Raw genomic sequence first — 11,927 nt, forward strand, 5'->3', positions numbered from 1 at the left:
GGGCCGTCACCGTTGCGCAGTACTCCCACGACCCCCGTCCCGCCGACCTCGGTGGCGGTCTCGTACGGCCCCGGCGGAGCTCCGCCGGGGCCGCACGGCCGGTGAGGGACACCCGCGGGCCCGACCCGTCCGGCGGCCCGGGCGGTCACGCGGCGTCCCCGGCGGCCCGCAGCCGCTCGTACACCTTCAGATAGCCGCTGACCATGTCGCGGGCGTCGAACTCCCGTCGCACCGCCGCCTGCGCCCGGCGGGCGCCGTCGTCCGCCGCCCGGGGATCGTCGAGCAGGGCGCAGATCGCCTCCGCCAGCGCCTCCGGGTCCTTGGGAGGCACGGCGACCGTGCCCGGGCAGCTCTCCAGCACCTCCGACAGCCCCGATACCGCGGTGGCGACCAGGGGCCGCCCGGCGGCGATCGCCTCGATGGCCGACAGTCCGAGTCCCTCGCTGTGGCTGGGCTGGACGACCACGGAGGCGGCGGCGTAGACGCCGCGCAGCGAGCCGAACGGCAGCGCGGAGGTGCGCAGCAGCACGTGCTCGGACAGGCCGGCGTCCGCGATGTCCTGCTCCACCTGCCGCAGGTAGGCGACGGACGCCGAGTTGAGCGACCCGACCAGGACCGCGCGGGCGCGGGGATGTCGCCGGGTCACCCGGGCCATGGCGCGCACGAGTTCGCGCTGCCCCTTGCGTTCCTTGAACCTGCCCACCAGCAGGATCACCGGTTCGCCAGGTGCCACGCCGAGCCATACGCGGGCCCGGTGGATCTCCTGTTCGTCACCGGCGCCGTACAGGTCGCTGTCGATGCCGTACCGCGCCAGGTGCACCCGGTCCGGGTCCGCGCCGTGGTCCAGGGCCTGCCCGAGGTAAGCGGCGCTGCCGGCCACCACGGCGTCGTAGGGCAGATGGCCGTAGACGAGCCGCGTCCGCGCGCTGCCGAACGGGTCGGTCTGCGGGGTGGTCTCGTTCATCGTCACCACCAGCGGGCAGCGCAGCGAGGACTTCATCATCGCTCCGAGCACCGCGCCCACCTGGCAGAACGTCTGAAGGATGTCGACCGCGTCCGGGGTGATCAACGCCTGTGCGTCGCGCAGCAGCCCGAAGACGCGCTCCTCCCAGGGCACGCAGTCCGGAGACTGCCAGCGCTCCGGATCGGTGCGGACCCGGTGCACCCGTACGCCCGCCTGCTCCTCGAAGGGCTCGGAGCCGGGATAGCGCTCGGTCAGGACGGACACGCTGTGGCCCTCGCGGACCAGGCCGGACGCCAGGGTGAACGCCTGGGTCTCCGACCCGCCGCGGACCGGGGGGAAGGTGGGGGTGAGGAACCATATCTTCACTGCCGAGCTCCCTGCCATGTCATCGGGTCCGCCACAGCTGGGCGAGGTAACGGTCGCCCACGTACTCCTGCTCCTCGACCGCGACACGGTCGGCGAACCGTGTCAGGGGCTGATAGGCGCTCAGGGGCCGGACCACGGTCGAGGTGGTGCGGCTGGACACGTCCCGGGCCGCGGAGGTGGGGTTGTGGCCGTCCACGATCAGCAGGTGACCGCCCGGTCTGGCGGCCACCCGGCCCATCTCGCGCACCGACGCCCGGAACTCCTCCTCGTCCGTGACGTGCTGCAAGGTGAAGACGGCAAGCACCACGTCGAACGCCCCGGAGGGCACCGGGAGCCGCGCCGTGGACGCCTGGAGCACCAGCGCCCGCTCCCCGGCCACCGCCTGCCGGGCCCGTGCCACCATCCCGGCCGACCGGTCGATGCCGACCGTCAGCCCGGCACGCCGGCTCACCCAGCTCGTCAGGCGTCCCACCCCGCAGCCCAGATCGATCACGCGTCGGCCGTCGAGGCCGGGAAGGAGCCGCTCGATCAGCGCTTTCTGGGCCTGGTCGACCGAGGTGCACTCCTGCTCGCTCCAGCGGCGGGAGAGCACCGCGTACAGTCCCGGGCTGTCGGCCCGCCGGTCCCAGACGTCCATCGCTCACACCTCCCACACCGGACGGACGCAGACCGGTGCCGCCGCCGGTGACAGGTCCGCGGTGGGGCGGGCCGCCCGCTGCGCCCCGGCGTCGGCGCGGTCGCGCAGCAGCTCGGTGAGCATGTGGTTGACGGCGAGGTGGACGTCCTCGACCACCCCGTAGTGCGCGGCGTTGGCCAGGATGACGTGGTCGGCCAGGGCGCGCGCGGCACCGCCGTCGAAGCCGAGCAGGGCGATGGTCTCGACCGAGGCGGCCCGGGCGCAGGTGAGGGCCTCGACGATGTTGGGCGAGTCGCCACTGGCGCTGATGACGATCAGGACGTCGCCCGGGCGGGCCTGGGCGGCCAGCGGCGCGGCGAACACCGCCTCGTAGGAGACGTCGTTGGCCCAGGCCGTCAGGACGGACACGTCCAGCAGGGGCACCACACGCAGTCCGCGGGGCCGGCCCCGCGCCGCGGTCTTGGCGAGATCGCAGGCCATGTGGGAGGCGGTGGCCGCGCTGCCTCCGTTGCCTGCCACGAACACCGTCGATCCGCGGTCCCAGGCCGCGGCCAGCCGGTCGGCGGCCGATCTGACCCCGGCCACGCTCAGGCCCTCGACGGTTTCCACCAGCGACTTCACATACTCGTCGGGCTCCACAGGGATACTCCGCTTCGCAGAAGTTGGGCCGGGCCGGTCAGGATCGCGCGCAGGTCCGGATCAGATGGTCGGTGAGGTCGCCGACGGTGTCGTACGAGAACAGCAGCAGCCGTTCCTCGTCGAGCCGTACGCCGAACTTCTCCTCGAACGCGACGAGCGTCTCGATGAAGGCGAGCGAGTCGACTCCGAGGTCGTCGGTGAGCGACTGGGTGTCATGGATCTCCGCTGCCGTGCGCGGGGGGACGCTGATCGCGGCGACCCGTTCGGTGATCCACTCCTTGACCGGTGCGCCGGCGCTGTCCGTGCTCACGGCGCCGGCGGCCGCTGTGTCGCCGTTCATGGCTGTCATTCAGCCTCCTCGACATGCGTGCGGGGCGGGGGACGCTTGCGGGGGTGGTCAGGTCGTGCGCGAGCGGGAAGGGATCGCGTGCCGGGCGACCTTCCCGGTGCGGGTGCGGGGGAAGTCCTCGACTACGGCGATACGGCGTGGCACTTTGTGCGGGCTGAGCCGGCTCCGGCAGAAGCGGATCAGTTCCTCGGCGGAGGGAGCGGGCCGTCCGTCCGCCAGCCTGACCCGCGCGGCCAGCGACTCGCCCGACCGTTCGTCGCCCTCGACGTCGCACACCGCCTCGGCGACGGCGGCGTGCCCGGTGAGACAGTCCTCCACCTCTTCCAGGGAGACGTTGATCCCGTTGACGATGGCGATGTTGCGCAGCCTGCCCCGCAGATGGAGGAACCCGTCGTCGTCCAGCCGGCCGAGGTCCCCGGTGCGCAGCCAGCCGTCGCGCAGCACCTCGGCGGTCTCCTCGGGGCGTGCGTGGTAGCCCGTCATCAGGCCGTCCCCCCGCACCACGATCTCGCCGAGGCGCCCCGGCGGCAGGGGACGGAAGTCCTCGTCCCGGATGGTGATCTCCATGCCGGGCACGGCCCGGCCGACGCTGCCGGGACGCCGTGCGCGGTCGTGCTGCCGCAGGGTGGTGATCCGGGGGCCGGCCTCCGTCTGCCCGTACGTCTCGATCAGCTCGGCGCCGGGCAGCCGGGCCTGCACCGCGGCGAGGACCCCGGGCGGGGTGGGCGCACCGCCGAAGACGATGTGCCGCAGCGAGGACAGGTCGTACGCGCGGTGCCAGTCGCCGATGCCGAGCAGCCGGAGCATGGCCGGCACCAGCAGGGTGGAGGTCACGCGGTGGCGTTCGACGAGCCGGCCGAAGCGGCTGGGCAGGAAGTCGCCGTCCAGCAGGACGACATGGCCGCCGGTGGAGAGCTGTCCGACGAGCTGGACGGTGTTGCAGTAGCCGAAGCCCAGCGGCACGGTGGCCAAGGCGGTGTCCGGCTCCGCCGCCGGGCCGAGGGAGGCGCGGTGGGCGCGGGCGCTGGCGAGCACGGCCCGGTGGGCGAGCACGACGCGCTTGGGCAGGCCGAAGGAGCCCGAGGTGCTCAGCAGTACGGCGGCCGCCTCCGGGTCCCGCGGCGGCGAGGGGACGGGCCCGGGTGTGCCGCAGGAGGAGCGCAGCCGCCGCAGGTCTCCCTCGGTGCTCGCGCACACGGGTATGTCGAGGACGGCGGTGTGCGCGGGGGGAGCCGGTACGTCCGCGCGCGCCCCTTCGGCATCGCGGACCAGCAGCCGGGGGGCGCAGTCGGCGAGTTCGCGGGCGGTCTCCTGCGCGCTGAGGTCGGTCGCCATCGGCACGACGGTGCCGCCGAGTTCGAGGACGGCCAGGTAGAGCACGACGTACTCGGCGGAGCGGCGGACCTGAAGCGCGACCCGGTCACCGGGCCGGGCGACCGCGGCCAGGGAACCGGCCAGCTCTCGTACCTGTCCGAGAAGTTGCCGGTAGGTCAGCCGCAGCCGGCCGTCGGTGAGGGCCGGGGCCTCCGGTCTCTCCTTGGCGGAACGTTCCAGCACTTCCGGGATGGACAGCTGCCCATCACTCCGGCCCCACCGCGCAGCATCAGGGCCCCATGCCGACTGGTCGAGGTCCGCATGACGTCGATCACGCACAGACAGCCTCCGTCCGCTATAGTGGGCGGCCCTGACCAGGGTTATCCACTGCAGTCGAAGCTGTCAACAACAGCGAACAGGCGAACCGGTTGTACCGGCGGGCGTGTCCGCTATAGCGGCCAGGGGGAGTTGCCATGGCATCACCACGCGGCGACGGTGAGGGCCTCTCGTGAGCGAAGCAGAGCCACCTCGCAGACGGCCCGTCACGCGCCGGATCGACCAGCATCTGACCAGGCTCATCAACGCGCTCTACCCGGACGAGCGCACGCGGCCGGGCTACGCGAAGCTGGCCAGGCAGATCCGCGAGGCCACGGGAGGCACGCTGTCCGGAACGTATCTGTGGGAGCTGGCTTCCGGCAGGAAGCACAATGTGACGCTCGAACAGCTCGACGTCCTGGCCGAGTTCTTCGGTGTACCCCCGGAGTACTTCATCAACGATGATGTCACCGAGCGCGTCAACTCTCAGCTCAGGCTGGCCACGGCACTGCGTGAAGCGAAGGTCCGCTCCCTGGCGCTGCGCGCCGAGGGCCTGTCCGAGGAGTCACTGGACGCGCTGCTGACCATGGTCGACCAGGCCCGAAGGCTCCAGGGGCTCCCGCTCGTCGAGGAGCGCGGCGAGGACGAGCCCGGGTAGCGCGGGAGCGGCGCCTGGCAGACGGAAGGCTCCGCGTCGGGCCCGTGAACGGCGGGAGCGCGCCCGCCACCGGCGCGGCCCGTGGGCGATCCAGAACGAAGGGGGCATCTTGGTACTGCGACACAGGACCTTGCAGCGGCGCTGCCGAACGGTGCTGGACACCCTGGCCCTGCCCGGCCCCGTCACCCTGGACGAACTCTGCCGCCATCTGGTCAGACGTCGCGGCCGCCCCCTGCACCTCCACCCGCTGCCCGCCCAGCCGGTGGCCCCGGGCGCCTGCGGGGTCTGGCTCGCCACCGACACCGACGACCACATCTTCGTGGAGCCGGGCACCACCCGGCTGCACCGGGAACACATCCTCCTGCACGAGATCAGCCACATGCTCCTCGAACACGACGCCGCGGACATCCCCCCGGAATCCGCCATGGGCGCCCTCATGCCGGACCTCTCCCCCGCGCTCGTCCGCCGGCTGATGGCCCGTACGTCCTACGACACCCCCCAAGAGCGGGAGGCGGAGATGCTCGCCAGCCTCCTGTGGACCACGGGGCTGCGCTCCGGCGCCCCGCGGGCCAGGAGCCAGGGGCCCGTGGGGAGGCTGGAGACCGCACTGGGACTGGATGCTCCGTGCTGAGCCAGGCCGGGCTCACCGGCGATCGATTACAGGCCCTGGGGACCTTGTGCATGTGGGCCTGCATCGTGCTGCGCGCGCCTCATGCCGTGGTGTCCCGCAGTCAGCGGCCCCTCTGGCTGATCGTCCTGGCCGCGGCGATGGCCAACTCCCTGGACCTCGGGCAGACGGGGCGCCTCATCGACCGGTGGGGGTGGGAGGGGCACGGCGTCGACCTGGTCCGCAATGTGTGCGGGGTGATCTCGGCGGTCATCCTGCTGGAATTCGCCGGTTCCGTCACCGGCAGCCGGGCGCTGGGGCGCTGGCTGCGTGCCGCGGCGGGGTCGGTGGTGGTGGCCGTGGTCGCCCTGGACCTCGCCAGTCCACCGCACGACACGCACAGCGTGGGGGACGGCGGCCCGCCCACGCCCTCCACGGCGTACTGGCTGCTCGTCGTCGTCACCCACCTGGCCGCCAACTGGGTGTGCGCCCTGGTCTGCCTGCGGCACCTGGGCGGCACCGACAGCCGCCGGCTGCGAGCGGCGCTGTTCCTGTTCTCCTCCGGGGCGGTGTTCGCCAGCCTGTTCTGGCTGGGTGCCCTCTCCGAGCTCGCGACCGGGCCGTCCTGGCCGCTCTCGCTCAAGCCGTACTTCCTGGCCCTGCACGGACTGCTCACCTCCGCGGCGCTCACCGTCCCCACCGCGGCGGCGGTCCGTCAGGCGGTGACGGAGGCGCGGCGCGGCTGGCGGATCTGGCCGCTGTGGCGGGAACTGATGCAGGCGTGCCCCAACGTGCCGCTGTCCCAGCCCCGTTCACGGCTGCTGGAGGTCTTCTCCCCGAAGAGGAAACGTCAACTGCTGCTCTACCGGCAGGTCGTGGAGATCCACGACGCGATGCTCGTACTGCACGACTACGCCACAGCGGATGTGCGCGCCACCGCGCAGCGGTGGTCGGAGACGGGCAGCCATGGCACGGACAGCACGGCCGCCGAGGTGGCGTACGTGCTCAAGGGGGCACGGGAGGCGAAGCTGACGGGGGAGCCTCCCCGGCGTCACGGGCTGCCCGTGACCGGCCCGGGCGGTGCGGACCTCGCCGAGGAGACGGCGTTCCTGGCCCGGGTCGCCGAGGCGTACGCCGCCGTTCCGGTGCCGGTCTCCCCGTCCCCGGCCGCGGGCCGGACGGGCGGCCCGCACGGCACACCGGATACAGACGACACACACGGAATACACGAAGGAAGACTCGCATGAGCACAGTCGCCCCGCCCCGTGCCGGACGGCGGGAGTGGACCGGACTCGCCGCGCTGGCCCTGCCCACGCTGCTCATTTCCATGGACATGACCGTCCTGTATCTGGCAGTGCCGCACCTGAGCGCCGATCTCGGGCCGACCTCCACGGAACTGCTGTGGATCACCGACATCTACGGCTTCCTCATCGCCGGCGCGCTGGTTCCGATGGGAGCGCTCGGCGACCGCGTGGGCCGTCGCCGGCTGCTGCTGATCGGCGCGGCCCTGTTCGCCGCCGCCTCCGTCCTGGCCGCGTACTCGACCAGTGCCCCCATGCTGATCGGCGCGCGCGCCCTGCTCGGCCTGGCCGGGGCCACGCTGATGCCTTCCACCCTGTCCCTGGTCCGGGTGATGTTCGAGGACGCGCGCCAGCGGGGCTTCGCCATCGCCGTGGTGATGACCAGCTTCTCGGTCGGCACCACCATCGGCCCCGTGCTCGGCGGTGTGCTGCTGAGCCACTTCTGGTGGGGCTCGGTGTTCCTGCTGGCCGTTCCGGTGATGGCACTGCTGCTCGCCGTGGGGCCCGTCCTGCTGCCCGAGTACCGCGACTTGGGTGCCGGGCGGCTGGACGCGGCCAGCGCCGGTCTGTCCCTGGCCGCCGTGCTGTCGGTGGTGTACGCCGTCAAGCACGTCGCCGAGCACGGTGTGGGCTGGCTGCCCGCGGTGTCCGCCGCGTTCGGGCTGGCGGTGGGCGCGGTGTTCGTACGCCGCCAGCGGAAGCTGGCCGATCCGCTGCTGGACCTCGGGCTGCTGGGCGACCGCGTCATCAACGCCTCGCTCGGCACCTATCTGCTGGGGCTGCTGGCGATGGGCGGCGTCCAGTTGTTCATCGCCCTCTACCTGCAAGAGGTGCTGGGCCTGTCCCCCATGCTCGCCGGGCTGTGGATGGTCCCCGCCGCACTCGGTACCGTCGTCGGTTCGCTGGTGGCCCCGCTGCTCGTCCGCCGGCTGCGCCCGTACGCCGTCATCAGCGTCAGCCTCCTGGTGGCGGCCGTGGGCTTCGGCACGATGGCCCGGGTGGGCAGTGACGACCTCGCGCTGCTCATCGTGGGGTACGTGATCGTCGCGCTCGGTCTGAGCCCGATGATCGCCCTGTGCACCGACATCGTCATCAGCACGGCTCCGCCCCAGCGGGCGGGCGCGGCCTCGGCCCTGTCGGAGACCAGCGGCGAACTGGGCGTGGCGCTCGGTGTGGCGGTCCTCGGCAGTGTCGGCATGGCGGCCTACCGGGGCCGGCTGTCGGAGACCATGCCGGACGCCGTCCCGCCCGGGACGTCGGACAGCGCGGGCGACACGATCGCCGGAGCCCTGCGGGCCGCCGAGGATCTCCCCGGCCCTCTCGGCCCGGCCCTGGCGGACGCCGCCCGCGCGGCTTTCACCCACGGACTCGCCCTGACCTGCGTGGCGGCCACCGTGATCGTGGTCGGTGCCGCCGTCCTCAGCGCCGTCCGGCTCCGCGGCCTGCCGGCCTCCGGTGCCGCCGCCCCGCAGCAGGACCCGGCCACGGACGCCGCACCCGGTCCGGACGCCGACGGAAACGCCCCGCACCGCCCGGACTCCGAGCAGGACTCCCCGCCGCAGCCCGCCGCCGTCTCCGGCGACCGCGAGCACTCACCCGGCGCCGGGAAGAAGGGACGCACATGATCCGCGACATGGTGGTCAGCGACGGCGCCGCGCACCTGGCGGCCGAGGACATCGTCAAGGTCCGCGGCGACCGGGTCGTGCTGAACGGGGTCACCCTGACCGTCTCGGCGGGCGACCGCCTCGGCCTGATCGGGGAGAACGGAGTCGGCAAGTCGACCCTGCTGCGCGTCCTGTCCGGCAGTGAGGCCCCGGACCGCGGGCGGGTCCGGGTCGCGCTGGACGGCGACCCCGGCTACCTGTCCCAGGAACCCGAACTGCCGGCCGACTGGGACCTGTCGAGGTGTCTCGCCCTGGCCCGCGCCGACCTGGACCGGATCAGCGGGCGGATGCGGGAGCTGGAGCGGCGCATGGACGGCGCCGGCCCGGACGAACTGCCCCCGGTGCTGGACGAGTACGCCGAGCTTCAGGAGGAGTTCGCCGCGCGCGACGGGTGGCGCTTCGAGGCCCGCGCCACCGAGGTGTTCGAGTCCCTCGGTCTGCGCCGGCTGCCGCCCGGCCGGCTCGTCCGCGAGCTGTCCGGGGGCGAGCGGGCGCGGCTGAGCCTGGCGCTGCTCGTCCTGCGGCGGCCGCCCGCGCTGCTGCTCGACGAGCCGACGAACCATCTCGACGACGCGGCGGCGGACTGGCTGGCCGGCTGGCTCCGCTCCTATCCCGGGCCGTGCCTGATGGCCTCGCACGACCGCGATCTGCTGGACAACGCCGTCACCGGCCTGATCGACCTGGACGGCCCGGAAGGCACCGCGGTCCGCTACGGAGGCGGATACGGGCCGTACGCCGCCGAGCAGGCCGCGGCGCGGCGCCGCTGGGAGGCCCGGTACCGGGACTGGGAGGAACGCCTCGCCGCCGCCCGGCAGCGGCTCTCCCGCGCCGGTGTCGCGGCGCACACCTACCGGGGCCCGCGCGACACCGGGAAGATGGAGTACGACGCCCGGGCGGTCGGCGCGCAGGCGGCCGTCTCCCGGCAGGCGCGTTCGGCCAGGGAGGAGATCCGGCGCCTGCGCGCCTGCCCCGTTCCCAGGCCCCCGGCGCCGCTGCGGTTCCGGGCGGTCGGCCTCGCCGACGGCGCGTCCGAGGAGCCGGCCCCGGCCGGCGGAGGCGGCGGCCCGCTCATCGAGGCCGAGGCCACCGAGGCCCTCGACGGCGTCCGGCTTCCTCCGGTGGCCCTTCAGGGCACCGACCGCGTCGTCGTGGTGGGCCCGAACGGCGCGGGCAAGTCCACGCTGCTCCGCGTCCTCGCCGGGGAGCTGTCCCCGTCCCGCGGCACGGTGCGCCGCCGGCCGGGCCTGCGGATCGCGTACCTGCCGCAGGAGAGCCGCTTCCCCTCCGGTACCCGGCCGATGCTGCGCGCTTTCGCCGAGTCCGTGAAGGCGTCCGAGGACGAAGCCGCCGAACAGCTCCTGCGCCTCGGGCTGTTCCGGGAACAGGACCTGCGGGTGCCGGTGGGTTCACTGAGCGTGGGGCAGCGCCGCCGGCTCGACCTGGCCCGGCTGGTGCGGCTCCAGCCGCACGTCCTGCTCCTGGACGAGCCGACCAACCACCTGAGCCTGCCGCTCGTCGAGGACCTACAGGCAGCCCTCGACGACTTCCCCGGCCCGGTGCTCACCGTCACGCACGACCGGCGGTTGCGCCGCAGGGCGGGACGCGTGATCGAGATGGGCGAACCCGCCTCGCCGCACGGCGGTACGGGGCTGGCCTCGCTCGCCGCCCCGCGGGGCGCCGACGTGTCCGCCGAAAGGACGTGACGTCCCGGGCGCGGACGCCGAGCCGGCCGGCAGCGGCGGCGGATCGGCGTACGCGCCCCGCACGTAGCGGACCGCGATCCGCGGGCGGGCTCCGGGCCGGCGTGCCGGAGCCCGGCCGGTTCCTGGCATGCTGACGCGAGCCGGGCCAGCAGTCAGGGGGAGACGCCGATGGATGTGACCGGGTCGGGGCATGCCGAGCGGGTCTGCGCTTACGCGGCCGTGGGGTCACGGCTGTCCTTGTACAGCGACCGCCGGCTGCGCGACGCGGTGGCCGCCGCGCCGGGTCTCGGGTCCGGTATCGGCGGCAGGTCGGCGGAGATGGAGGTCGGGGGGACACGCGTCTTCGTCAAACGGGTGCCGCTGACGGACATCGAGCTGCGACCGGAGCATGTCCGGTCGACCGCCAACCTCTTCGGACTCCCGCTCTTCTACCAGTACGGAGTGGGGTCGGCGGGGTTCGGTGCCTGGCGCGAGCTGGCCGCGCACATCATGACCACGGGCTGGGCACTGGGGAACGCGTACGCGGGCTTCCCGCTGCTGTACCACTGGAGGGTTCTGCCGGACAGCCCTCCGGCCGGCTTCGCCGACGATTTCGGGGGCGTCGAGGACGCCGTCGCCCATTGGGACGGCTCCCCGGCGGTACGCCGCCGGCTGGAGGCCATAGGGACGTCCTCCCACAGCCTGGTCCTCTTCCTGGAGCACGTGCCCCACACGCTCGCCGCGTGGCTCGGCGACCACCGTGACGCGGCCCGGCCGGAGCCCGGAGGCGAGTCGGTCCACCTGTGGGCCGAGGACGCGCTGCTGGAGGGTACGCGGTTCATGAGCACGCGCGGACTGGTCCACTTCGACGCGCACTTCGCCAACCTGCTGACCGATGGACGACGGGTGTATTTCACGGACTTCGGGCTCGCGTTGAGCCGCGACTTCGAACTCTCGGCGGAGGAGGACTCCTTCCTGTCCGATCACCTGGTGTACGACCTCTCCTACGCACCGGCCCACCTGCTGCGCCATCACCTGCCCGACGGCGTACGGGGTGGCACGGATCCCGCAGCCTTCCTGCGGGAGTGGGCCGAGGGCCACCGACCCGACGGCGTTCCGGCCGGCCTCCGCGCGATCCTCGACCGTCACGCCCCGCACGCCGTCGTCCTGGACGACTTCCATCACCGACTGCTCACGCGGTGCAAGCGCACTCCGTTCCCCGCGGCGGAGATCCGGCGGGCCCTGGCCGGCGCGGCACCGGCACCGGCACCGGCAGGACGGTGAGAACGGGAGGCGACGTCGGCTCGGCCGTACGCGTGCGTTCCGGGAACGTCCGTTCGACGCCGAGCCGGGCCGGTGCTCTCCGGGCGCGACGCCACTCGGGCCTGACGGGCGGCCGCCCGGCGCTCGACCGGACGCCGGGGCGCCGCC

General features: G+C 73.4%; 11 protein-coding genes. 6 read left to right on the plus strand and 5 right to left on the minus strand.

Annotated features, from left to right (window positions below):
• Window positions 1-145: 145 nt before the first annotated feature.
• From AB0L74_RS17490 to AB0L74_RS17510, 5 genes are read right to left on the minus strand one after another with little or no spacing between them, the layout of a single operon-like run.
• Window positions 146-1,330, minus strand: a complete 1,185-nt coding sequence (locus AB0L74_RS17490; protein ID WP_365652204.1) for a glycosyltransferase family 4 protein — start codon at window positions 1,328-1,330, stop codon at window positions 146-148.
• A 19-nt stretch (window positions 1,331-1,349) separates the two neighbouring features.
• On the minus strand, window positions 1,350-1,967 hold the full coding sequence (locus tag AB0L74_RS17495) for a class I SAM-dependent methyltransferase (RefSeq protein ID WP_365652208.1): 618 nt from the start codon (window positions 1,965-1,967) through the stop codon (window positions 1,350-1,352).
• A gap of 3 nt (window positions 1,968-1,970) precedes the next feature.
• Window positions 1,971-2,606 (minus strand): SIS domain-containing protein, encoded by a 636-nt coding sequence (locus tag AB0L74_RS17500; protein WP_365652211.1) that lies wholly within the window; start codon window positions 2,604-2,606, stop codon window positions 1,971-1,973.
• Between the two features lie 37 nt (window positions 2,607-2,643).
• Window positions 2,644-2,955, minus strand: a complete 312-nt coding sequence (locus AB0L74_RS17505) for an acyl carrier protein (RefSeq protein WP_365652214.1) — start codon at window positions 2,953-2,955, stop codon at window positions 2,644-2,646.
• A 48-nt stretch (window positions 2,956-3,003) separates the two neighbouring features.
• Window positions 3,004-4,512 (minus strand): AMP-binding protein, encoded by a 1,509-nt coding sequence (locus AB0L74_RS17510; protein WP_365652217.1) that lies wholly within the window; start codon window positions 4,510-4,512, stop codon window positions 3,004-3,006.
• A 265-nt stretch (window positions 4,513-4,777) separates the two neighbouring features.
• Between AB0L74_RS17510 and AB0L74_RS17515 the strand changes: the two genes are divergently transcribed.
• The 6 genes from AB0L74_RS17515 (at window position 4,778) to AB0L74_RS17540 (ending at window position 11,780) form a co-directional block, all read left to right on the plus strand.
• Complete coding sequence (locus AB0L74_RS17515; RefSeq protein ID WP_365652220.1) at window positions 4,778-5,242, plus strand: hypothetical protein; 465 nt, start codon at window positions 4,778-4,780, stop codon at window positions 5,240-5,242.
• 109 nt (window positions 5,243-5,351) lie between these two features.
• A complete protein-coding gene (locus AB0L74_RS17520; RefSeq protein WP_365652223.1) occupies window positions 5,352-5,873 on the plus strand; it encodes a hypothetical protein in 522 nt (173 codons plus the stop codon).
• A 50-nt stretch (window positions 5,874-5,923) separates the two neighbouring features.
• Complete coding sequence (locus AB0L74_RS17525) at window positions 5,924-7,096, plus strand: MAB_1171c family putative transporter (RefSeq protein ID WP_365652227.1); 1,173 nt, start codon at window positions 5,924-5,926, stop codon at window positions 7,094-7,096.
• A complete protein-coding gene (locus tag AB0L74_RS17530) occupies window positions 7,093-8,775 on the plus strand; it encodes an MFS transporter (protein WP_365652229.1) in 1,683 nt (560 codons plus the stop codon). The genes AB0L74_RS17525 and AB0L74_RS17530 overlap by 4 nt, the downstream gene beginning before the upstream one ends.
• Complete coding sequence (locus AB0L74_RS17535) at window positions 8,772-10,517, plus strand: ABC-F family ATP-binding cassette domain-containing protein (RefSeq protein ID WP_365652232.1); 1,746 nt, start codon at window positions 8,772-8,774, stop codon at window positions 10,515-10,517. The genes AB0L74_RS17530 and AB0L74_RS17535 overlap by 4 nt, the downstream gene beginning before the upstream one ends.
• A gap of 168 nt (window positions 10,518-10,685) precedes the next feature.
• Complete coding sequence (locus AB0L74_RS17540; protein WP_365652235.1) at window positions 10,686-11,780, plus strand: serine/threonine-protein kinase; 1,095 nt, start codon at window positions 10,686-10,688, stop codon at window positions 11,778-11,780.
• Window positions 11,781-11,927: the final 147 nt, after the last annotated feature.

The organism is Streptomyces sp. NPDC052020 (genome assembly GCF_040680575.1).
In the GTDB taxonomy this organism is placed as follows: Bacteria; Actinomycetota; Actinomycetes; order Streptomycetales; family Streptomycetaceae; genus Streptomyces.

Bases quoted from the DNA above. Each gene is read 5' to 3' on its own strand.
- AB0L74_RS17495 (WP_365652208.1), bottom strand. From the start codon at position 1,967: ATGGACGTCTGGGACCGGCGGGCCGACAGCCCGGGACTGTACGCGGTG.
- AB0L74_RS17540 (WP_365652235.1), top strand. From the start codon at position 10,686: ATGGATGTGACCGGGTCGGGGCATGCCGAGCGGGTCTGCGCTTACGCG.
- AB0L74_RS17535 (WP_365652232.1), top strand. From the start codon at position 8,772: ATGATCCGCGACATGGTGGTCAGCGACGGCGCCGCGCACCTGGCGGCC.
- AB0L74_RS17505 (WP_365652214.1), bottom strand. From the start codon at position 2,955: ATGACAGCCATGAACGGCGACACAGCGGCCGCCGGCGCCGTGAGCACG.
- AB0L74_RS17525 (WP_365652227.1), top strand. From the start codon at position 5,924: ATGTGGGCCTGCATCGTGCTGCGCGCGCCTCATGCCGTGGTGTCCCGC.
- AB0L74_RS17530 (WP_365652229.1), top strand. From the start codon at position 7,093: ATGAGCACAGTCGCCCCGCCCCGTGCCGGACGGCGGGAGTGGACCGGA.